We start from the raw sequence: 21,082 nt of genomic DNA on the forward strand, positions 1-21,082 counted from the left end.
TCAGTCGTGCCAGTGCGTCAGGGCCACGGCCAGGCGGTTTTCCAGGGCACGGATCGGCGCTGCATCGCTCAAGTAGTTATTGCTGATCATCGAAAACACCAGCCGCCGCCCTTCGGCATCGGTGATGTAGCCGCTCAATGATGACACCCCGGCCATAGAGCCGGTCTTGGCGTGCAGGTTGTTTTCGGCAGCCGTCCCGCGCAGGCGATAACGCAGGCTGCCGCCGGTCATACGGTCGGCATTGCCGGCAATCGGCAAGGCGTTGTACCAGGCGTCGAACCAGGGTTGTCTGGCGCTTACCAGCAGCAGGTCCGCCAGGTTCTGCGCCGACACCAGGTTGCGCCGCGACAAACCCGAGCCATCCACCTGGCTGAGCGTCGCCGGGTCCAGGCCCTGGCGCTGCATAAATGCCGCTACCGCCGCCACACCCGCCGCCGCCGTCCCCGCGTTCGCCGTTTTACGGCCCATGGCCTTGAGCAACGCTTCGGACATGTTGTTGTTCGAGAGCTTGAGCAGCGGCGTGATCAGTGCCTGCAACGGTGCCGATTGATGCTCCGCCAGCACCCTGGCGGTCCCAGGGCTTGCACCGCCAATCACCCTGCGCCCCAGCACCTCGATACCCTGCTGCGCCAGGGCTTGCTCGAACAGATGGGCCACCAGTTGCGTCGGCTCCCACACGCTCACCCACTGCCGGCTTTGCTTGCCCGGCGCCAGCGTGCCTGTCAGTTGCAGCAGATTGGTGCCGTGCTGACGGGTGATGCCATAGCTGTTGCCGGGGCCGCTGACGGCGCGGTTGCCCAGTTGCACGTAATCCGTGGGTGGGCTTAAAGAAACAGTCACCGGCTGGCCGGCAATGACCGGCGCCTTGGCCGTGACGATCAGGGTGCCCGCGTCAAAATCCGCATTGGGCGATACCGTCAACGCCGAAATCTGCGCGCCGTAGTAGGTACTTTCATCGTCCTGGGCCCAGTCGACGCCCAGCCGTTCGGCGTCGAAAAAGCTGTCGTCGAACACCAGGTCGCCCTGCACCTGGCGCACGCCCTGGCTCGCCAGTTGGGCGGCGAGTGCCTGGTAGTCGGCGAACTGGGTGGTCGGGTCACCCAAGCCGCGCAGGTAGAGGTTGCCGGTCAGGCGCTCACCTTGTTGCGGGCCGTTGCTCAGCAGTTGCGTGGAAAAGCGGTATTGCGGCCCCAGCACATCCATCGCCGCAGCGGTGGTGAGCAACTTGAGGTTGGAGGCAGGGATCAGGCGTGTGCGCGGGTTGTGTTGATAGAGGGTGCCGCCACTGCGGGCGTCGCGCACCATGACCGAAACCGTGGCGCCGTTGAGGGCAGGATCGGCCAACAGGCGGTCCAGCGTCGAGGACGTGGACGGCTGCGAAACACTCGCACAGCCGCCCAGTAAAATGCTCAGGCACAGCAGGTGTAGCCATCGTCCAAAGTGCATCGGTACCGTGTTCCGCAAAGCCATTAATGGCCGCAACGCTAACAGCTCCGTACCTTTGTGGCGAGCGGGCTGGGGTTTAGAACTCCAGGGTGCTGGACACCGACACCTGCCGCGCATCGCCCATGGACACAAACAGGCGGCTGGCCGCCGAGGTGTAGTAGACGCGGTCGAACAGGTTCTTCACGTTGACCTGGAACTTGACCTTCTGCCCGTCGATCCGGGTGTCGTAGGTGGCGAACGCATCCGCCACGGTGTAGCCCGGCAGGTCGAAATCGTTGGCGGCGTCGCCTGCGCGCTCGCCGACATACCGCGCACCCGTGCCGACGCGCAACTGATCACCGCCGAAAATGTTGCCGAAGTCGTAGGCCACCGACAACGAGCCGGTATGCCTGGCCACGTTTTGCAGGCGGTTGCCTTGCAGCGTCGGGTCGTTGTCCTTGATGTCTTCGGCATCGGTGAAGGCGTAGCTGCCGATCAGGCTCCACTTGTCGGTCAATTGGCCGCTTGCATCCAGTTCCAGGCCACGAGAGCGCACTTGACCGGCGATGCTGTAGACGGTGTTCGCACCAGAGCCCACCGACACCAGCACGTTGCGCTTGTCGATGTTGAACAACGCCGCGCTGGCGGTGATGCGCCCAGGAATGTCGAGCTTGGCGCCCAGTTCCCACGACTTGGATTCTTCGGGCGTAAGGTCGCCGGTCAAGGTGCTGCCATCGGCCAAGGCAGCGATGGTGGAGTTGGGCTTGAACGATTCGGTGTAGCTGCCGTAGAACGACAGCTCATCGGTGTAGCGATACACCAGCCCCGCACGCGGCACCCAGGCCTGGCCGTTGCCGTCGGTGTTGGCCTTGAACGGCACGCCTTTGCCGGCGTATTGGTCGTACATCTGGTAGCGCGCGCCCGCCACGAATATCCACTGGTCGGTGAGGTGGATCGCGTCCTGGAAGAACAGCGAGTCGCTGCGCAGCAGGTCGGTCTGGGCGCTGTCGGCGGCGCTGACCGTCGTGCCCGCGACTTCGTTGCCATACACCGGGTTGTTGTAGTTGAACGTGGTGCGCGAGGCCTGGCGAATCAGGTCCGCGCGGTAGACCTTGCGGTACTCGTCGTCCAGGCCGAACACCAGGTCATGCTGCATGCCCAGCACATTGACCTTGCCTTCCAGGCTGGCCGTGGTGAAGCGGTCGGTGGTGATCGCGCCCTGGGTGCCGTCCATCCTGCGGGTCAGGGTGCCGTTGGTGTTCACCGCGCTGACGCGCACCTGGCTGGCGTCGTAGGTTTCACGGTTCCAGCTGTAGCCGAAATGGGCTTTCCAGTCGTCGTTCAAGTCGTGGTCGGCTTCAAAGCGGTACAGGTCGGAACGCCCTTCCATATTGTTGAATGACTCATCCAGACGGCGGGTGGCCGGGATGTCCAGCGGGTGGTTGGACTTGTCGATGGCCGTGCCGCGGTCGAACGGCGAAAGAAATTCGCGGTGCTCGTAGGCAAACAACAATTTGGTGGTGTCGCCGTACCAGGCCAGGGATGGCGCCACCAGCGACTCGCGGTGAGTGCCGAAGTTGCGCCAGTAGTCTTCGTCTTCATGGTCGACGATCAGGCGATACGCCAGGCCCGAATCGCCGATGGGGCCGGTGGTGTCGAGGTTGCCGCCGCTGCCGTTCTTGCCGTCGCCGAAGGACGAGCCACGCACGGTCAGGGACGTGGCCTGGGTCAGTTGCGGCTTTTTACTGACGATATTGACCACGCCGCCCGGGTCCTGGATGCCATACAACAGCGACGACGGGCCTTTGAGCACTTCGACCCGCTCCGCGGTTGAGTTCAATGCACGGCCCTGCACCACCGGCATGCCATCGCGCATGATCGAGCCGTTACGGTTGTCGCCAAAGCCGCGCAGCATCACTGCGTCCTGGGTGCTGGCCAAGGTGTTGGCCTGGGTAATGCCGCTGACGTTGGCCAGGGCGTCATCCAGGTTGCGCGGGGTCTGGTCGCGCAGCACTTGGGCGGGTACTACATTGACGGTTTGCGGGGTTTCCAGCAGCAAAGCACGGGAGCGCATCACCGAACTGGTGGGCGGCGGCTGGTAGCTGGTGCTGTCCTCGGTTTGGCCGACACCGCTGATGGTGGTCGAGCCGAGGTTGAGCGCACCCTCGGTGGGCACAGGTTCCAGGGCCAGGGTGCGGGCGTCGATCTGGCGGAAGGTAAAACCGGAGTTCGCCAGCAAGTGTTGCAGGGCCTGGGTCGCGCTCATTTGCCCGCGGACCGCCGGGGCACTGAGGCCGTAAGGCGCTTCATCGGTATAGATCACGCTGATCCCGGTGACCCGGCTGAAATCGCTCAAGGCCTGGGGCAACGGTTTGGCAGCCAGGGCAAAGATGAACTGGGCGCTTTGCTGCTCCTGCGCCTGAGCCACGCCCAGGGGCAGCAATGCCAACCCCGACACCGCTAATACCGAGGCTCCCAGCCACTGTTTAACCAAACCGCCTGCCGTCGACTTCATGCTGTGAGAACCCGTGTAGAAAACGCCGTTAATGCGAATAGATCGCAGTTTCAAGCACTACACGGATGGGCTGGCGATTTACCTCACCTGTATTTACAAATATTTTTATTTATTGCGCCTGAATGCGAAATCCGAAACGCGGGAAATGCACGTGAACGGTACCGGCGCGTTCGTCGGTGCGGCGCAGAATCAGTTCTTCGCGCCCAGCGAAGAGCAATTCGCCAGCGACCGGGTCGACACCGTAATCGATGGCGCTGATGGTCACTTGCTCGCCGACCTGGAAGCCATTCAAGTCCTCGAACACTTCTTCCGGCAACGGCGCCGGTGTGGCCTTTTGTGCGATTTCCAACGCCTGCTCGGCGGTCATCTGGCTCGCGGTGCCATGGCCAAAACCGAGCACACGGCCCAACCACGCCGACACGGCCGGATACGCGTCCACCAACGGCGCGGTCACCGGCGTGGCCTTGAGAAACCACAGCGGGTGGGCCAGGGCAAAGTCGGCAATCGACGGTTCGCCAAACAGGAAGTCGCCCGGCTCTCGCTGCAATTGCTGCTCCAGCCGCGCCATAATCGCCGGCCATTGATGCTTGGCCAACTCGGCCGGAAGCTTGCTCGCGGTGCCGCCGCTGAACAGCGCGGCGCGGTCGGCGAGAAACGCCTTGATCGCTTCCGGCGGCAACTTGCCAAAACGCACCGCCACCGACTCCGGCTGGAACACCAGGCTTACGGCGTGGGCAAACACCACGCTGTCGGCCCAAGTGGCGAAGGTTTGGGTGATCATTTCCTGGCCCAGGGGAAACAACGCAGGTGCAATTTTTTCCTGTTCCAGGCGGCGAGCGATCAGGGCCGTGTCGCAATAAATGTCGGCGCCCACTTGCAGCACCGGGGTTTTACGATAGCCGCCCGTCAAGGCCGTCAGATCCGGTTTTGGCATCACCGGGGAGATATGCACCGAATGCCAGGACAACCCTTTGAAGCCCAGCAACAGCCGAGCTTTTTCCGCGAAGGGGGATGTGGGGTAGTGGTGCAGAATTAGCTCAGACATGCTGGGGTCCACCTAACAAATGAACCCGCAGCTTAGCGCGCATCTTGCTCAGGTGGCGTGATGGGAACCCATCAGTCAGATCAATGAACCACTCGCCGCCAGACACTCCTTCGCACTCTTCTTCAGCTTCTTGATCAAGCGTTCCTGACGCAACGCGTCGCCCTTGCTCGCGCACTGCTCGGTGTACACCAGCGCAACGGCAGGGCTGGAGAGAAAAAACCGTGCGCCCTTGCCGCTCTGATGCGAGGCAAAACGGCGCACCGGGTCATTGCTGATGCCGCAATACAGCGAGCCATTGGCGGCGCGCACCAGGTAGACGTACCAAGGTTTGGGTTCGACGGGATCAGTCACGGCCAGGTTCAACAGACAAGTGGAACACCCAGCGTATCAACGACTGGCCTGGAATGCCTTCAAGCCTTTATTGGCCTGGGCACGCACGGCGTTTTTCACCAACGGCGTCCAACCCAACAACAGGCCCTTGGTGCCGAGTGCCTGGCGCGACCAGCGCCACAAATCAAAGTGATCGTGGTGCTCGCAAATCTTGCCGTCGCGGAACACAAACCGCGCCTGGATATCGTTGACCACGGTGTTGCCCGTGGCGCTGAACAGGTAGGTGGCGACCCAATGCGCGCCGCCGCTGTGGTCATCACTGCGCACGTTGTCGAAAGTCAGGGAGAAGTCTTTGGCGCGGGTGGTGAGCATGCGCCACATATCGCCGGCATCACGTCCGCGCAGTTCGCCGAAGGCCGGGTCGCTGAACACCACATCATCGGTGTAGCAAGCCGCCATCGCCTCGGCGTCAAGGCGCTGGAAAGCGCTGTAGAACTCGGTGATCAAAGCGTTATGGGCGTCGCTCATGGACAGGTTCCGAAAAGCCATAGGGGTTGCGTACGATAGTGCGCAAACGCGCGGAACACTATCGGCATTTACCAGGCTAATACCGCAGGCTAAGCGCTAAGGCACCATGCCACAGCTACGCGCGTAGGCGAACAGGTCCACATCGGTGGAAATGCACAGCCGATGCATCGCCGTGCTTTTCTGTTTGCTGATGGTTGAAATACTGCGATTGACCCGTGCGGCGATCTGGCTCACGGTCATGCCGCTGGCCAGCATGCGCACCACCTCCCGCTCCTTGTCCGACAGCTGCGGCTGCTGAGACTGATCGCCGGTACCCGCCTCCACCATTTGTACTCGCAGACATTCGCTGGCAAAGGTCTTGCCTTCACTGACCGCCTTAATCGCCAGAGGCAGTTCCTTGGCCGAGGCACTCTTGGCCACAATGGCCTGTGCCCCGTGGGCAAACGACGCACGCAACGTGGCCACATTGGCGAACATCGTCACCAGAATCACCGGCAACCCCGGGTACTGGCGCTGCAACAGGCTGAGCAGGCCGTAACCGTCAGCCTGCTGGCCACCCGGCATGGCGAAATCGGTCACCAGCACATCGCAGGGTGTGCTGCCCAGCAACCTGAGCAACTCATCGGGCCCATCGGCCTCCCCCACTACTTTGCACCGTCCATTCGCCTCGATCACGACCCGCTGCCCGATACGCACAATGGGATGATCGTCAGCAATAATTACTTGAAGCATAGGCACCCACGGATGATGGCAACTTGGACGCAGGCAAAATAGCGCCGTGGGCGATCCTCAACAACCGCTCACGACAATGAGCCGGGAGTCTCGTCCAGTGTTTGGTAGCCAATAAGCAACTCCCCACAAAACAAAAAGAAAATACCTACATAAAAAAACCGATCAACACTCGGCAAACCGTCGGCCTCCTACAGGCTGGTCAAGTAGGTGATGTAGGCCTGCAGGTCCGCCTGGAACACTTCCAGCTCGGCCCTGACCGACATCACGCCGTGAGCCTGGACCTGCTCAATCAACTCAACGCCTCTGGCCTCAAGGCCAACCCCACCCAGAAACGCCAGACTGCCCACCAGGCGATGCAAACGCTCGGCAGTCATTGCCGTATTGCACGTGAGGCGCGCATGTTCCAGCAGTGCACTGTCCTCCCGCGCGGCGACCAGCAGGCTTGCGAGCATCATGTCCACCGCCGATTGGCTGCCAAAGGTCTGGACAAGATCAGCGCGGGTGGGCCATGCCACGCCGGGCGGGGTGGGCTTGCGCACCGGCGGCAGCGCACCGGGGCCGGGCAACCAGTACAGCAACACCTTGCGCAGTTGTTGCAGCATCAGCGGTTTGCGCAGCCAGGCGTCCATGCCGGCGGCGCGACATCGTTGCTGATCGTGGAGTGTCAGGTTGGCGGTCAAGGCAATCACCGGCATGCGTGCCAGGCCGTTGATGCGCTCGCGAAGACGGATGGCGCGGGTCATCCGGTAGCCATCCATCAGGGGCATCTGGCAGTCAGTGATCACCAGATCAAAGGGCCGGCTGACGATCGCTGCCAGGGCGCTGCGCCCATCGCTGAACAGCTCAAATCCCAGCCCGAGCGCCCCCAGGTACCAGCCCAGCAAGGCGCGGTAGGTGGAATGGTCTTCCACCACCAATACGGTCACATGCTGCCAATGGGCCGACAGTGCCGATTGCAGGTCAGGCACTTCGCCAGGCGGTGGGCAGGACGGCATGATCACCTCGTTGTTACGGTCGGTCCTACTGCCCTCTTTTGACATTCAAATGACTGCTTAAAAACCCACCAAGTATCCCTATGACCATTTTTATGGCGATACAACAACTACGAAAGCTCAACACTTCCTACACATGCTCGGATTTCTTCCGACGCTATTCAGTGCACTCCAGCATTGTCGTAATAGTTGTATTCCCCCCGCCTCAGGTCGCCCGATAAATTGCGCCCCTCTCCAACGTCAGGCTTTGCCCTGGCACTGTAATTCGTCTGTTTTTGCACTGGAACAACCTGAAATGAAGATGTCCCTGATGAGCACCGCCCTGTTGCTCGCGACCACTCTACCCGCCTTTGCAGCCAGCACTGTGGACCTGACCGTAAAAGGCGTGATCACCCCAAGTGCCTGTACGCCTGTAATTGCAGGCGGAGGCGTGGTCGATCACGGAAAGATCGCCTCAAAAGATCTGGTGCAGGACAACCCTACGTCCCTGCCAAGGGTTATGTTGCAATTTTCCCTCAACTGCGAAGCACCAACCCACTTCGCCATCAGGCCCATCGATAACCGCACGGGTACCTCCATCGGAGGCAGCGACTTCGGCCTTGGCCTGATTAATGGCAACAAGAAGTTGGGGAGGTTTTCCCTGACGCCAAGAAACATGATTGCTGACAACACCGCCGTCCAACCGATTGCCTCTATAGATGGCGGGCAAACTTGGTATGCGGAGTGGGCCTGGGAACTACAGACCCTATGGGGCGTAGGCGCCCTGGACGACGCCAGCATGCCGATTCCGGTGAAGGAACTGACCTTGGATTTTGAAGTAGGGACCCAGATCGCACGCGCAGACCAGTTCGACTGGAGTAACGAAGAGCCCATCGATGGCTCCGGCACTCTGGAAGTGGTTTACCTGTAGCCCTAACCCCCCCGTCCATCGACCTCTTCTCACAAAGGTTCTTTATCCATGAGCACATTTGCCACTCGCGCTGCGCTGGTACTGCTATTCACGCCAATGGTGTTTGCAGCCAGTAACACGGACCTCGCCATCAAAGGCAGCATCACTCCCAGCGCCTGCGAACTCTTGATGTCGAGTGGCGGCGTGGTCGATTTCGGCAAGATGTCGGCCAAGACACTCAATGCTGAACAATTCACCTCACTGCCCAACCAGGCGATGGAGTTTAGCGTGCGCTGTGAAGGCCCGACCTTCTTTACCCTGAACACCATCGACAACCGCGCCGGCAGCTCGGCCAATCATGATAGCTGGCATGGGTTGGGCATGACACCCGACGGAGAGAAACTGGGGGGCGCAGCCCTTGCCTTGCGCGAGCTGGTCGCCGACGGCATACCCGCCCGCCCCATCGTCTCGGAGGACGGCGGCATGACCTGGAAACCGGCAGTGGCGCTCAATCACGTCATGCTGACCGCTGTTGCGATGGGCAACGAACTGGTGCCCATCGCCGTCAAGAACCTGGACGCACAGCTCAGCCTTTATACCCATATCGCACCTGCCGAGCGCCTGACTCTCATCGATGAAGTCCCCGTGGATGGTCATGCCACTGTGCAACTCAACTATCTGTAATTACTGCAGAAAAATGCAACCGAAAGGAACTCGTCCGCCATGAAAAAAATTTTTAGCACTCTCTCTGCCTGCCTGCTACTCGCGTCCCCAGCCGCTTTTGCGGCCTCCACGGTGGACTTGGCCGTCAAAGGCCTGATCGTCCCCAGCGCCTGCACCCCTAGCCTGTCTAGCGGCGGGGTGATCGATCACGGCAAGATTTCGGCAAAAGACCTGCGCCCGGACAACCCGACGCTGATCGGCACTCACACCATGACCATCGCCGTGATATGTGATGCGCCCATTCAGTTTGCCCTGCACTCGGTCGACAACCGCGCCGGCTCAGCCACTGGTCCTACCAGCTACGGCCTGGGACTGATCAACGGCAACCAGAAACTGGGGCGGTATAACCTGATCCTGAGCAACCCGATTGCCGACAGCGTACCAGTGCAACCGATTGCCTCCAATGACGCGGGTAACACTTGGTACAGCGAGCGCTTCTGGGACCCGGGCCTGTACATGTCCGTTGCAGCCATGGATGACGACACTCAACCGCTATCCGCCAAAGAGGTCGTCATGGATATGCAGGTCGAGACCGTCATCGCCCGCACCGACAGCCTGGACCTGAGCAACGAAGTCCCCATCGATGGCTCGGCCACACTTGAAGTGAAGTACCTGTAATGCCTTGCCCACCATGCCGGGGCATATGCCCGGCATGGGTTTTCCGATAGTCGTGCTTATGTGTGCCAGTGATGAACCGATGAATTCGTATGCTCGCTTTCTAGTACTGCTTTTGCCGCTAACCACCAACGAAGTCATTGCCGACTCGCTTGTCGACCTCACGGTTACTGGCAGACTCACGCCCGATGCCTGCCGCGTCGAGCTGTCCGATGAAGGCACCGTCGAACACGGCAAGATTCCCACCTACCGTCTGAACGCCTCGGCACCTACCGCACTGCCCGGGCGGGTGCTCGAATTAAGCGTGATCTGCACACGCCCCATGCTGTTTGCCCTGGTAGGTATCGACAACCGTCCGGAGTCCGCGATAACCCCCGGAACATTCGGCCTTGGAGTCAACGCTCATGCACCGGGACAACGCCTGGGGTCGGTGTCGCTCAGCTACCGCGACTCGATAGGGGATGGACAGCACATGCAGGCGTTGGCATCGATCAACAACGGCGAGACCTGGGTCCCGCAGTCCGCTGCCACACCACAGACCTATATGGGCTTTGCACTACCAGGCGAGCGCCAGCCCGACTTCATCAGCCAGTTGTTCAGCCAGCTCTGGGTCGACACGGTAATCGACGCCACAGAGCACCTGACCCTGGATCGAGACGTGCCGCTTGATGGTTCCATCGTGCTGGACTTGCGCTACCTCTAACTTTTTTGCCCCAACGGATACCCCGTCATGACGACGTTATGTTCAAACACCGCCGCCGGTTTTATCGCCCTGATGCTCTTGCTCGGCACTCAAGTCAAAGCCGACGGCATGGTGCCCGAAAGCTCTGTGGTGATCGTTCACGAAGCCGAGGGCGAGGTGGCGATTTCGGTGACCAATACCGACAGCAAACTCGCCCTGCTGCATGTGACCCTGCAAGACGTCCCCGAAGACACTGAGCCGCTGCTGGTGGTCACGCCGCCGCTGTCACGGGTGGAACCGTCCAAATCACAACTGGTGCGTTTCATTCTGCAAAACCAGACGCCACTGAAAACCCAGCGCCTCAAGCGCGCGATTTTCGAAGGGATGCCCCAGGGCCGGGCCGCTACGCAAGCAGGCCATGCACGCGTGGGTGTGACCGTGCGCCAGAACCTGCCGGTGATCGTGCATCCAAAGGGCCTGGCACTTAACCGCACGCCCTGGACTGACCTGACCTGGTCATTGCGCGATGGCATGTTGCAGGTGCGTAACGACACGCCCTATGTGGTGCGCCTGGCCCAGGAGCTGCGTTTGCTGCCCGGTGACGGCAAGGCCATGTTGCCGCGCACCTATGTGCTGCCGGGTGAAGCATTGAGCGTGCCGGCCAGCGGAGGGCCAGCGACTAAAGTCCAGTTACAGCCGGCCACGGTGTACGGATTTGCCGTTGCGGCCTACGAAGCACCCATCACGCCCTGACCCCACAAAACAGGCGCGCCAGATGCCTGGATAACGAAGTGATAGCTCATTGACTATCACCGGAACGCCTGCATGCGCCGGAAAAACCGGGCCTGGGCGTTCACTATTCGAGTGCCTTTCGTGAAAACAGTATTGAGTTACCGTGACGGCAAAGCCATGCCCGAAACACCGCCTCGCCCCGCCTTGCCGATCACGTTGCTGCTGTGCGCCTTGCTGCCGGCCAAAGGCTGGGCAGAGGGCGCTCCGGCGTCCGGCTTCGACGCCATAACCCTGCACCAACGGGGCATCGACCCGCAATTGGCCAGCCTGCTGCTGGATGCGCCGCGCTTTACCGCCGGGCAACATCTGGTCAGCCTGCGGGTCAACGGTCAGCAACGTGAGCGGGTGCGGGTCAGCTTTGATCAGCAGGGCACACTGTGCTTCGACCGCGCCTTGCTGGACGCCGCCAACCTGGTGGTTCCCGACGACGACCAGCACTGTCATGACTTCATCGCGCGATACCCGCAAAGCCTGGTGGAGCCTGATCCCGCCAACCTGTCGGTGCAGCTGGTAGTGCCCACCGAAGCCCTGCGGCCAACACCCCAGGATGTATCGGGTTATCAAACCGGCGGCTTTGCCGGGTTGCTCAATTACGACCTGACCGGGTTCTACAACCGCTATGGCGATGACGCCAGCCGGTTTGGCTCGGCCAATACTGAAGTCGGCTTCAATGCCGGTGACTGGATCGTGCGCAGCCGTCAGGTGCGGACATGGCAGGATGGCCTCTCGCGCACGACCCATCTGGAGGCCTATGCCCAGCGCACCTTTGCCAGCCATCAAGCGGTGTTGCAGGCCGGGCAGATCAACCTCTACAACCCGGTGTTGTCCGGCGCACAGATCACTGGCGTACAGGTGCTGACCGAGCAGGCCCTGCTGGAGCAAGGCCAGGGCGCGGTGATCGAAGGCATCGCCAACAGTGCGGCGCAAATCGAAGTCCGGCAGAACGGCGCGCTGATTCACTCCACCGTCGTACCCGCCGGGCCGTTTGCGCTGAACGACGTACGACGCTTGAACACCCGTTCGGACGTGGAGGTCACGGTCAAGGAAAGCGTCGGCGGCGAACGACGCTTCACCGTGCCGGCCGCCATGCTCGGCCTCGGTTTGCCTGCACCGGGTTACTCGGTCGCCGCCGGACGGGTGCGGAATATCGGCGATGCCCAGGGCGATGATCCCTGGGTGGTGAGCGCCGGCTGGACAGGCACCGTGCACCCGCAAGTGACCTTGGGCGGCGGCCTGCTGGCGGCCGATGAATACCGCTCTGCCGGTGCCAGCCTGGGCTGGCTGCCGTGGCTGGACAGCCAGATCCAGCTGTCCACGCAACTGTCCGATGCCAGTGGCAGAGAACAGGTCAGCGGCGCACAAACCGATCTGTCCTGGTCCCAGCGCTTGAGCGAACAATGGTCATTCAGCGCGGCCAACTCCTGGCGCACCCCCGGCTATCGTGAACTCGAAGAAAGCACCTACGAACGGGACACCGGCCAGCAGCACTCCCGCTATCGCGATCAACAAAGCATAACGCTCGGCTGGGCCCATCCGTGGCTCGGCGCATTCAGTGCCGGGTTTTCACGGGCCAGCCGTTTCGATGGCGACAGCAGCAGCCGCGCCTTGGCCTCCTGGGGCACCAGTGTAGGCGGCGTGTCTTTGTCGGCCAGTGCCGAATGGCAAATGGGCGGGCGCCAGCAACAGGACAATGCGGTGTACCTGAACATCAGTGCACCACTGGGCGAAAATCGCCGGGTGCGTGGCTGGGTGCGTAACTCAGCCGGTGAGAACCGCACCGGTATGGGCGTCACTGAACAGCTGGACGATCAACTCAGCTATCGGGTCAGCGCCGAACACGACAGCCGCGACCGTCAAGTGGAAACCACCCTGGGCGTGTCGGCACTGCCGCGCTACAGCCAGTTGGACGTCAGCTACAGCCGCTCCGACAGCGAGCGCTCCAGCTATCAAGGCGGCGCCCGTGGCGGCGTGGTGATGCACGGCGACGGCGTGACGTTTTCACCCTACCCCGTGCGCGACACCTTCGCCCTGGTGTCGGTGGGCGACATGAGCGGCGTCAAGCTCAGCACCCCCAGCGGCCCGGTCTGGACCGACTGGCAAGGCCAGGCGGTGGTGCCCCAGGTCAACGCCTACGGCCGCAGCCTGGTGGAAGTGCAGACCCGTTCGTTGCCGCGCAATGCCGACATCAGCAACGGCCTGGCGATGATCTCGGCCGGGCGCGGTGCCGTGGACCGAGTCGAGTTTGGCGTGGGCCTGACGCGCCGCGCCCTGCTCACAGTCAGCACTGACCAGGGCGCACCGCTGCCCACGGGGGCCTCCGTCAGCAGCGCCCGTGGCGAGTTTGTCACCCTGGTCCAGGAAGGCAGCCAGGTGTTCTTGCCCAATGTGCTTGAGCAGCCAGCCTTATGGATTACCCGAGCGGACGGCAGCCGCTGCCAGTTGCGCTTCGAACTGCCGGAAAAAGCCGACCCCTCGGTGTATTTCGAAACCGCACCCGCCCGCTGCCATCAACCTTGAGGACACTGCCATGCCCCTTGTCACCCGTCTGCATCAACTGAGCCTGTGGCTATTGATTGGCGTTGCCGGCACCGCCCTGGCTGCGGACGAATGCCAATTGAATGTGAGCGAACCCTTGGTGGATTTCGGCCTGATGAGCCGCCTCGCCCAGGACGACAGCGCGGCTGAACGCTTGCTGGGCGAGCGCCGCCTGAGCCTGAGCTTCACCTGCCCCAAGGCCGACGACATGAGCCTGTTCTACCGCGCCCTGGCCGCCAATGCGCAGCGTCTGCAATTGACCGAGCACGGCAGCTACGCCGTCGAAGCCGGCCATGCCGTGCTCGATGGGCACCGCGTGGAACTGGGCCTGCTCCCCGCACCTGGCCAGCCACCGTTGACCAGCGCGACAGCTCTGGACTGGCTTCCCGCTCATGGCATCACGCCCGTGCAACGAGGTGCGGTCGTCACCGGCCAGAATCTGTCGTTGCAACTGACCCTGCGCGCCTGGGCCGACCCTGCCGCCACCCAAGTACGGGATGCCACCACCTGGGAAGCCACCGGGACGCTCTATAGCCCCCAGCATGGCCGCTCTCGCGAACTGAACCTGCGTGCGCACTTCGCCCCCGTGGCCTGCCAACCCACGCTGTCGGATCACGGCATCGTGGACTACGGCACCTTGCTGGCCAAAGACTTGAATACCACCCTCGAAACGCCTTTGCCCGGCAGAACCTTGCGCTTTAGCGTGATGTGCGACGCCGCTACGCGTTTTGCCCTGCGCATGCATGACAACCGCCAGGGCTCGGCCACCGGCGGTATCGATGAGACCGCCTATGGCCTGGACCTGGATGCCAGCCACAATAAAATCGGGCGCTTCTATCTGACAATCGACCCAGGTGAATTCAACGCCGACACCTTCAGGACCCTGTACCGCACCGACTCCACCAGCAATGGCGCGGCGTGGAGCAGTTCCAGCCAACGGCAAATCCCCATGGCCGCCAACAGCTACATGGGCTTTACCGACAAGGCCGGCAACACCCAGGGCCCGATCGCGCTGCGCAACCTGTCCGGTACGGTGCGCATCAAAACCTACCTGGCGCCCACTCAATCCCTGGACCTGCGCCACGTAGTGCGCATCAACGGCTCCGGCACCCTCGAAATCATCTACCTGTAACCCTTGGGATCAGCCTCATGAAAAAGCACGACATCGCCCTTTTCACCCTGCTGCTCGGTAGTACGCCCAATGCACAGGCCGCTTCGATCGTGGATCTGGCGGTCAAGGGTCGGATCACGCCCACCGCGTGCAATCCATTACTGTCCAACGGTGCAATGATCGACTACGGCAAAATGTCCCACCAAGACCTGAGCCCGGACAAAAGCACCCGTCTGCCGGTCAAGCTGCTGCAAGTCAGCATCGACTGTAGCGCGCCAAGCCGTTTCGCCTTGCGCATGCACGACAATCGGGACGGCTCGGCCATGGTCAACAGCGAGATTTACTACGGCCTGGGCTTGGACAAGAGCGGCAACCGCATCGGCCTGTATTCCATGACCTTCGACCCTCGCCAGACTCAGGTCGACAGCACCACGCAGGTCTACGGCACCGAGTCCACCACGGGCGGGCTGGCCTGGCGTACCGCCAACCTCAACCCGATCAACATTGGCGCCAACAGCTACCTGGGCTTCACCGCCATCGCCGGCAGCACGGCCGGGCCGTCGGCGATCCAGGAGCTGATCAGCACGGTCAAGGTCGAGACCGTGATCAACGCCACGCAAAACCTGGACCTGAGCAGCGACACCCGACTCGATGGCCTGGCCACCTTGGAGGTCGTGTACCTCTAGCGTTTCTCGCTGTTGACTTGCACATACCGCGCACGCCCGGCGCCCAGCCCAGCGATGATCGCGCCCAGGCCGATCACCGCGAAAATCCAGCCGATGGCCGCCCAGCCACCGGTCCAGTCATGCATCAACCCAACCGCCAACGGGCCGAGGGATGCCAGGGTGTACCCGATGCCCTGGGCCATGCTCGACAGGTTGGCCGCCACATGGGCATCTCGCGAACGCAACACGATCAAGGTCAGCGCCAGGCTGAAGGTGCCGCCCTGCCCCAGGCCGAGCAGAATCGCCCAGCCCCACAAACCGTCCAAAGGCGCATACAGGCAACCGAACAGCCCGCCCAACGTCAGCAGCATCACCACCAGGATTGCCAGGCGCTGGTCTTTGCCACGAGTGGCCAGCCACGGGGCGGCCAGGGAACTCAATAGCTGCACAATAATGGAGCCAGACAGCGCCAACCCTGCTTCGGTGGCACTCAAGCCTCGGTCAATCAGGATCGAAGGCAACCAGCCGAACACGATATAGGCCAGGGACGATTGCAGCCCCATGTACAGGGTCACCTGCCAGGCCAGCGGATCACGCAACAAGCCCTTCACCCGATACGCGACACGGTGAGCGCCGTGTTTCTGTCCGATCTGCGGCAACCAGAACAGCGCCGCCACCAGCGCCGGCAGCATCCAGAAGCCCAGGCCCACAGTCCAGTTGTCGCCGAAATAGTGACTCAACGGCACCGTCGCCCCCGCCGCCAGCGCGGCACCCAGGCACAGCGCCATGGTGTAGACCCCCGTCATGGTGCCCGCGTGCTTGGCGAAATCGCGCTTGACGATACCCGGCAGCAACACGCCGATGATGCCGATGCTTGCGCCGGCGATCAGGCTGCCGACGAACAGACCGACCTCGCCGAAGGAACTGCGCAGGATGATACCGGCAGCCAGTGTCAGCAAAATCCCCAGCACCACGCGCTCAGCGCCAAAACGCCGCGCCAGGATCGGAGCCATGGGCGCAAACAGCCCCAGGCACAGCACGGGCAAGGTGGTCAGCAGACCGGCCTTGGCCGCCGACAAGCCCAGGCTGCTGGATACGTCACCGAGCACCGGCGCCATGCTGGACAGCGCCGGACGCAGGTTCAGCGCCACCAGCACCAGGCCCAACAGCAACAGCCAGGGGCGGTTCACCGTCGCAGGCGCGTGCTGCACGACGTCATCGTCGGCTTCGGCGTCAATCAACAGTTCTTCGAGTTCGGTCGTGTGTTTGGATGGAAGGTTCATTGATCAACTATCGGCAGATGGATTTGGCACGGGGTCCACCAGGCGTCAGACCGACGCTGGTCGTCTGTCGTGGGATGCGGACTTTCGCCCAACCATAGGATGAATTTTCCTACAGCCTATTCAGCGCTGCCTACAAAGGCAACGCACTACGGTTCTTAGGCAGGAAAAGGAGCAGTATTTTCGATTGGTAAAATTACCCTTAGAGGGTAATTATTCGGCTCAGGTGTCTTATGGAAAAGTACACACCTCATTACGATCTGGCGGGGATAAAGGCGGATGTCAGGCGGCTTGGAAGGAAGGCGTTTACCCGCACTGCAGAAGAGTGCGGCGATGCTCTTGGCCTTAGTATCAAGGATATGCAGGAGGTCATCTATGAGCTGCAGAACTGGATGCTGCACAAGTCGATGACCACCTAGGGAGACCATCGAGTTTGGCAAGATGTGTTTCACATCCACTCAAAAGGTAAGGAGATTTACATCAAGGTCACATACCGCACTGACGGTAGGCCTCCGGTAGTCTCCTTCAAGGAGAAAAACCCATGAAAGAAAAAGAGCTTTGCTACATCTGTGGCGCTCCTGATGCGTTGAGCTATTACGAGGGACGCAGTGAAACCATCCGCATCAAAGGCATGGAGCGTCGGGTCGATAATCTTTCAGGCTGGGAATGCGAGGTGTGTGGCGACGGTTTCTGGGATCCCGACAACGACAGCGCTGACCGTTACGGCGAAGCGAAAGACGAACTCACCCTCGCCGCTCGGAAAATGATCGGCGCCGAGATTAAACGTACCCGCCGCAAACTGCACCTTACGCAAAAAGAGGCAGTAGATTTGCTGTCCGGGGCCGGTCACAACGCATTCTCTCGCTACGAACGCGGCGAGCTTCTTGCGCCCAAGCCCTTAGTGCTACTGATTCGGTTGTTGGATCGCCATCCGCATTTGCTGGCGCAAGCAAGAATTCTGGCCGAAGGTGCTGATTTGCGTGGCGCTTTCACCTATACCGTCCACGACGAGACTGAAACGCTGAAAGCCTCATAAATCACAAATAATAAACCCGGCGCCAAGGCCGGGTTTATTTTCAAGCATCATCTATCGATCAATGCAAAATCTGGCTCAAGAACAACTTGGTCCGGTCATTCTGCGGATTGTCGAAGAAGTCATTCGGCGCTGCCTGTTCCACGATCTCGCCCTTGTCCATGAAGATCACGCGGTTGGCCACGGTACGGGCGAAGCCCATTTCGTGGGTCACGCACAACATGGTCATGCCGTCTTCGGCCAGGCCGATCATGGTGTCGAGTACTTCCTTCACCATTTCCGGGTCCAGCGCCGAGGTTGGCTCGTCGAACAGCATGATTTTCGGCTTCATGCACAGGGCGCGGGCAATCGCCACACGCTGTTGCTGGCCGCCGGACAGTTGCCCCGGAAACTTGTGGGCCTGCTCCGGAATGCGCACGCGCTCCAGGTAGTGCATGGCGATTTCTTCGGCCTTGCGCTTGGGCATCTTGCGCACCCACATCGGTGCCAGCGTGCAGTTCTGCAGGATGGTCAGGTGCGGGAACAGGTTGAAGTGCTGGAACACCATGCCGACTTCACGGCGGATCGCTTCGATCTGCTTGAGGTCGTTGGTCAGTTCCACGCCATCGACCACGATGCGGCCCTGCTGGTGCTCTTCCAGACGGTTGAGGCAGCGGATGGTGGTGGACTTGCCCGAACCCGACGGGCCGCACAGCACGATACGCTCGCCCTGCTTGACGTTGAGGTTGATGTCTTTCAACACGTGGAACTGGCCGTACCACTTGTTGACGCCCTGCATCTGGATAATGCCTTCAGGGCTCACAGGCTGTTTGATTGCTTCGCTCATAACAACAACTCCTAACGCTTGTGGCCTGTGTCGAGCTTGTGTTCCAAATGAATGGAATAGCGCGACATACCAAAACAGAAAATCCAGAACACCAGGGCGGCGAACACGTAGCCTTCAGTGGCCATGCCCAGCCATTTCGGGTCGGCGGCGGCTTGCTTGACGCTGTTGAGCAGGTCGAACAGGCCGATGATGATCACCAGGCTGGTGTCCTTGAACAGCGCAATAAACGTGTTGACGATACCGGGGATCACCAGCTTCAGGGCTTGCGGCAGAATCACCAGGCCCATGCTGCGCCAGTAACCGAGGCCCATTGCGGCGGCCGCTTCGTACTGCCCCTTGGGAATCGCCTGCAAGCCACCGCGCACCACTTCGGCCACATAGGCCGACTGGAACAGGATCACGCCGATCAACGCCCGCAGCAGCTTGTCGATGCCCATGCCTTCCGGCAGGAACAGCGGCAGCATCACCGAGGACATGAACAGCACGGTGATCAACGGCACGCCGCGCCAGAATTCGATGAAGGTCACGCAGACCACTCGAATCGCCGGCATGTTCGAACGCCGTCCCAACGCCAGCACGATGCCCAGGGGCAAGGCGCCGGCGATACCGACAGTGGCGATCACCAGGGTCAGCATCAGGCCGCCCCATTGGCTGGTCGCCACATTGGCCAGGCCGAAGATGCCGCCGTGCAACAGGAAGTAGGCGATGATCGGGTACAGCACCAGGAAGCCCAGGCCGTAGATCGCCTTGCGCTGGAAGCGCGAGATGAACAACGGCGCCACACCAACGATGGCCAGCCACACGGTCAGGTCTACACGCCAGCGCAGGTCGCCGGGGTAGTAGCCGTACATGAACTGCCCGAAGCGCTGTTGGATAAACACCCAGCAGGCGCCCTCTTTGGTGCAATCGGCGCGTGTGGTGCCGACCCAGTTCGCATCAAGGATGGCCCAATGCAGGATCGGCGGTACTACCAGGTAGACCAGGTACAGCGACAGCAAGGTCAGCAGGGTGTTGAGCCAACCGGAAAACAGGTTGGCGCGCATCCATGCCACCGGGCCGAAGACTTTGTTCGGCGGCGGCATATCAGGTTTGAACGTATGCGTACTCATGGGCGTTTCCTCACCGCTCGATCAGCGCAATGCGCTTGTTGTACCAGTTCATCAGCAGGGAAATGCTGATGCTGATCGCCAGGTACACGCTCATGGTGATGGCAATGACTTCGATGGCCTGGCCGGTCTGGTTGAGCACCGTGCCGGCAAACAGCGAAACCATTTCCGGGTAACCGATACCGGCGGCCAACGACGAGTTTTTCGCCAGGTTCAGGTATTGGCTGGTCAGCGGCGGAATGATCACCCGCAAGGCTTGCGGGATGATGACCTTGCGCAGCGTCGGCCCAGGGCGCAGGCCCAGGGAGCGCGCAGCTTCGGTCTGGCCGTGGCTGACGGACTTGATGCCCGAACGCACGATCTCGGCGATAAACGCTGCCGTATAAACAGTCAGTGCCAGGGTCAGTGCCAGCAATTCAGGAATCAGCACCCAGCCGCCGACAAAGTTGAAGCCTTGCAGCTTGGGCATTTCCCAGTGCAACGGTGCACCGAAGATCAGGGCGCACAACGCCGGGATCACGATGAACAGCGCCAGGCCCGCCCAGAACTTGTGGAACGGAACGCCAGTGGCTTCAAAGCGCTTGTTGGCCCAACGCGCCATCAGCACAATTGCCACGATCGCCACCACCACGCTGGCCACAAAGGGCCAGAACCCGTCAGCGGCCAGCGCTGCCGGCATGTTCAGGCCTCGGCTGCTGACAAAGAAGGTGTCACCGAAGTTATGGCTATTGCGCGGCCCCGGCATGGTCAGGAACACCGCGAAGTACCAGAACAGGATCTGCAGCAACGGCGGAATGTTGCGGAACACTTCCACGTACACCGTCGCCAGCTTGTTGATCATCCAGTTCGGTGACAGGCGCGCCACGCCGATGATGAAGCCGAGCAAGGTTGCCAGGACCACGCCGATCACGGTCACCAGCAAGGTATTGAGCAGGCCGATTACAAAGACGCGGGCATAGCTGTCCGATTCGATGTAGTCGATCAAGTGCTGCGCGATGCCAAAGCCGGCACTGCGCTCAAGAAAGTCGAAACCCGAGGTAATGCCCCGGTGCTGAAGGTTGGTCTGGGTATTGTTGAAGAGGTACCAACCCAGCGAGACCACCGCCACAATCGTGATGATCTGGAAGAGCCACGCACGCACTTTGGGATCGCTGAAGCTGAGCTTCTGCTTTGGTGCGCCGATTTGATTTTGCATGAAGTGCCCCGGAAAGAATGGAACAGAACATCACCCGGCGGTTGGCCCACCGGGTGACAGAAC

The 21,082-nt window shown here is 61.2% G+C and carries 20 protein-coding genes and 1 pseudogene; 10 read left to right on the forward strand and 11 right to left on the reverse strand.

The features are described from left to right. The 7 genes from dacB to EJD88_RS12770 all read right to left on the reverse strand — a co-directional run bounded on the left by dacB (position 1) and on the right by EJD88_RS12770 (position 7,570). The gene (dacB, locus tag EJD88_RS12740) at positions 1-1,446 is read right to left on the reverse strand and encodes a D-alanyl-D-alanine carboxypeptidase/D-alanyl-D-alanine-endopeptidase (RefSeq protein WP_158878117.1); all 1,446 of its coding nucleotides are present in this window, start codon (positions 1,444-1,446) and stop codon (positions 1-3) included. Positions 1,447-1,522: 76 nt separating this feature from the next. Then, positions 1,523-3,940, reverse strand: coding sequence for a TonB-dependent receptor (locus EJD88_RS12745; protein WP_158878118.1), 2,418 nt, complete (start codon positions 3,938-3,940; stop codon positions 1,523-1,525). A 109-nt stretch (positions 3,941-4,049) separates the two neighbouring features. Continuing rightward, positions 4,050-4,985 carry a glutathione S-transferase family protein gene (locus EJD88_RS12750; protein ID WP_158878119.1) on the reverse strand — a complete coding sequence of 312 codons (936 nt, stop codon included), beginning with the start codon at positions 4,983-4,985 and terminating at the stop codon, positions 4,050-4,052. Between the two features lie 75 nt (positions 4,986-5,060). Continuing rightward, positions 5,061-5,336, reverse strand: coding sequence for a GIY-YIG nuclease family protein (locus tag EJD88_RS12755; RefSeq protein ID WP_099585028.1), 276 nt, complete (start codon positions 5,334-5,336; stop codon positions 5,061-5,063). Between the two features lie 36 nt (positions 5,337-5,372). Next, complete coding sequence (locus EJD88_RS12760; protein WP_112193583.1) at positions 5,373-5,843, reverse strand: nuclear transport factor 2 family protein; 471 nt, start codon at positions 5,841-5,843, stop codon at positions 5,373-5,375. 96 nt (positions 5,844-5,939) lie between these two features. Next, a complete protein-coding gene (locus EJD88_RS12765) occupies positions 5,940-6,575 on the reverse strand; it encodes a response regulator transcription factor (protein ID WP_099584969.1) in 636 nt (211 codons plus the stop codon). A 188-nt stretch (positions 6,576-6,763) separates the two neighbouring features. Next, complete coding sequence (locus EJD88_RS12770) at positions 6,764-7,570, reverse strand: response regulator (protein WP_099584968.1); 807 nt, start codon at positions 7,568-7,570, stop codon at positions 6,764-6,766. Positions 7,571-7,877: 307 nt separating this feature from the next. Here EJD88_RS12770 and EJD88_RS12775 point away from each other — a divergent pair, with 307 nt between their 5' ends. The 8 genes from EJD88_RS12775 to EJD88_RS12810 all read left to right on the forward strand — a co-directional run bounded on the left by EJD88_RS12775 (position 7,878) and on the right by EJD88_RS12810 (position 15,600). After that, complete coding sequence (locus EJD88_RS12775) at positions 7,878-8,477, forward strand: DUF1120 domain-containing protein (RefSeq protein WP_256673688.1); 600 nt, start codon at positions 7,878-7,880, stop codon at positions 8,475-8,477. A 48-nt stretch (positions 8,478-8,525) separates the two neighbouring features. Next, positions 8,526-9,140 carry a DUF1120 domain-containing protein gene (locus EJD88_RS12780; protein ID WP_158878121.1) on the forward strand — a complete coding sequence of 205 codons (615 nt, stop codon included), beginning with the start codon at positions 8,526-8,528 and terminating at the stop codon, positions 9,138-9,140. Between the two features lie 39 nt (positions 9,141-9,179). Then, positions 9,180-9,797, forward strand: a complete 618-nt coding sequence (locus tag EJD88_RS12785; RefSeq protein WP_099584965.1) for a DUF1120 domain-containing protein — start codon at positions 9,180-9,182, stop codon at positions 9,795-9,797. Between the two features lie 79 nt (positions 9,798-9,876). Then, positions 9,877-10,497: a DUF1120 domain-containing protein gene (locus EJD88_RS12790; protein ID WP_112196911.1), complete on the forward strand. Its 621-nt coding sequence runs from the start codon at positions 9,877-9,879 to the stop codon at positions 10,495-10,497. Between the two features lie 27 nt (positions 10,498-10,524). After that, positions 10,525-11,229, forward strand: coding sequence for a fimbria/pilus chaperone family protein (locus tag EJD88_RS12795; protein WP_158878122.1), 705 nt, complete (start codon positions 10,525-10,527; stop codon positions 11,227-11,229). A gap of 156 nt (positions 11,230-11,385) precedes the next feature. Next, positions 11,386-13,785, forward strand: a complete 2,400-nt coding sequence (locus EJD88_RS12800; protein WP_178117257.1) for a fimbria/pilus outer membrane usher protein — start codon at positions 11,386-11,388, stop codon at positions 13,783-13,785. A 10-nt stretch (positions 13,786-13,795) separates the two neighbouring features. Beyond that, complete coding sequence (locus EJD88_RS12805) at positions 13,796-14,935, forward strand: DUF1120 domain-containing protein (protein ID WP_178117252.1); 1,140 nt, start codon at positions 13,796-13,798, stop codon at positions 14,933-14,935. Between the two features lie 17 nt (positions 14,936-14,952). Further along, positions 14,953-15,600, forward strand: a complete 648-nt coding sequence (locus tag EJD88_RS12810; protein ID WP_158878123.1) for a DUF1120 domain-containing protein — start codon at positions 14,953-14,955, stop codon at positions 15,598-15,600. Here the strand turns inward: EJD88_RS12810 and EJD88_RS12815 are convergent. Further along, positions 15,597-16,862: a CynX/NimT family MFS transporter gene (locus EJD88_RS12815; RefSeq protein ID WP_158878124.1), complete on the reverse strand. Its 1,266-nt coding sequence runs from the start codon at positions 16,860-16,862 to the stop codon at positions 15,597-15,599. The genes EJD88_RS12810 and EJD88_RS12815 overlap by 4 nt on opposite strands. Before the next feature lie 230 nt (positions 16,863-17,092). On the opposite strand from EJD88_RS12815, the pseudogene EJD88_RS12820 reads away from it, so the two are divergent. Next, positions 17,093-17,404 (forward strand): annotated as a pseudogene (locus EJD88_RS12820) (type II toxin-antitoxin system MqsR family toxin). Further along, on the forward strand, positions 17,401-17,895 hold the full coding sequence (locus EJD88_RS12825) for a type II toxin-antitoxin system MqsA family antitoxin (RefSeq protein WP_099584959.1): 495 nt from the start codon (positions 17,401-17,403) through the stop codon (positions 17,893-17,895). Before EJD88_RS12820 ends, EJD88_RS12825 begins: the two are co-directional and overlap by 4 nt. A 58-nt stretch (positions 17,896-17,953) precedes the next feature. Here the strand turns inward: EJD88_RS12825 and EJD88_RS12830 are convergent, their stop codons facing one another. From EJD88_RS12830 to EJD88_RS12840, 3 genes are read right to left on the reverse strand one after another with little or no spacing between them, the layout of a single operon-like run. Further along, positions 17,954-18,718: an amino acid ABC transporter ATP-binding protein gene (locus EJD88_RS12830; protein WP_003171943.1), complete on the reverse strand. Its 765-nt coding sequence runs from the start codon at positions 18,716-18,718 to the stop codon at positions 17,954-17,956. An 11-nt stretch (positions 18,719-18,729) separates the two neighbouring features. Next, complete coding sequence (locus EJD88_RS12835; RefSeq protein WP_158878125.1) at positions 18,730-19,827, reverse strand: amino acid ABC transporter permease; 1,098 nt, start codon at positions 19,825-19,827, stop codon at positions 18,730-18,732. A 10-nt stretch (positions 19,828-19,837) separates the two neighbouring features. Then, positions 19,838-21,019, reverse strand: coding sequence for an amino acid ABC transporter permease (locus EJD88_RS12840; protein ID WP_158878126.1), 1,182 nt, complete (start codon positions 21,017-21,019; stop codon positions 19,838-19,840). Between the last annotated feature and the right edge of the window lie 63 nt (positions 21,020-21,082).

It is taken from the genome of Pseudomonas sp. PB105 (assembly GCF_009764655.1).
GTDB classification, from domain to species: Bacteria; Pseudomonadota; Gammaproteobacteria; order Pseudomonadales; family Pseudomonadaceae; genus Aquipseudomonas; species Aquipseudomonas cyclaminis.

Bases quoted from the DNA above. Each gene is read 5' to 3' on its own strand.
- EJD88_RS12760 (WP_112193583.1), bottom strand. From the start codon at position 5,843: ATGAGCGACGCCCATAACGCTTTGATCACCGAGTTCTACAGCGCTTTC.
- EJD88_RS12790 (WP_112196911.1), top strand. From the start codon at position 9,877: ATGAATTCGTATGCTCGCTTTCTAGTACTGCTTTTGCCGCTAACCACC.
- EJD88_RS12795 (WP_158878122.1), top strand. From the start codon at position 10,525: ATGACGACGTTATGTTCAAACACCGCCGCCGGTTTTATCGCCCTGATG.
- EJD88_RS12750 (WP_158878119.1), bottom strand. From the start codon at position 4,985: ATGTCTGAGCTAATTCTGCACCACTACCCCACATCCCCCTTCGCGGAA.
- EJD88_RS12825 (WP_099584959.1), top strand. From the start codon at position 17,401: ATGAAAGAAAAAGAGCTTTGCTACATCTGTGGCGCTCCTGATGCGTTG.
- EJD88_RS12770 (WP_099584968.1), bottom strand. From the start codon at position 7,570: ATGCCGTCCTGCCCACCGCCTGGCGAAGTGCCTGACCTGCAATCGGCA.
- EJD88_RS12805 (WP_178117252.1), top strand. From the start codon at position 13,796: ATGCCCCTTGTCACCCGTCTGCATCAACTGAGCCTGTGGCTATTGATT.
- EJD88_RS12810 (WP_158878123.1), top strand. From the start codon at position 14,953: ATGAAAAAGCACGACATCGCCCTTTTCACCCTGCTGCTCGGTAGTACG.
- dacB (WP_158878117.1), bottom strand. From the start codon at position 1,446: ATGCACTTTGGACGATGGCTACACCTGCTGTGCCTGAGCATTTTACTG.
- EJD88_RS12815 (WP_158878124.1), bottom strand. From the start codon at position 16,862: ATGAACCTTCCATCCAAACACACGACCGAACTCGAAGAACTGTTGATT.
- EJD88_RS12780 (WP_158878121.1), top strand. From the start codon at position 8,526: ATGAGCACATTTGCCACTCGCGCTGCGCTGGTACTGCTATTCACGCCA.
- EJD88_RS12745 (WP_158878118.1), bottom strand. From the start codon at position 3,940: ATGAAGTCGACGGCAGGCGGTTTGGTTAAACAGTGGCTGGGAGCCTCG.
- EJD88_RS12835 (WP_158878125.1), bottom strand. From the start codon at position 19,827: ATGAGTACGCATACGTTCAAACCTGATATGCCGCCGCCGAACAAAGTC.
- EJD88_RS12775 (WP_256673688.1), top strand. From the start codon at position 7,878: ATGAGCACCGCCCTGTTGCTCGCGACCACTCTACCCGCCTTTGCAGCC.
- EJD88_RS12830 (WP_003171943.1), bottom strand. From the start codon at position 18,718: ATGAGCGAAGCAATCAAACAGCCTGTGAGCCCTGAAGGCATTATCCAG.
- EJD88_RS12800 (WP_178117257.1), top strand. From the start codon at position 11,386: ATGCCCGAAACACCGCCTCGCCCCGCCTTGCCGATCACGTTGCTGCTG.
- EJD88_RS12765 (WP_099584969.1), bottom strand. From the start codon at position 6,575: ATGCTTCAAGTAATTATTGCTGACGATCATCCCATTGTGCGTATCGGG.
- EJD88_RS12840 (WP_158878126.1), bottom strand. From the start codon at position 21,019: ATGCAAAATCAAATCGGCGCACCAAAGCAGAAGCTCAGCTTCAGCGAT.
- EJD88_RS12785 (WP_099584965.1), top strand. From the start codon at position 9,180: ATGAAAAAAATTTTTAGCACTCTCTCTGCCTGCCTGCTACTCGCGTCC.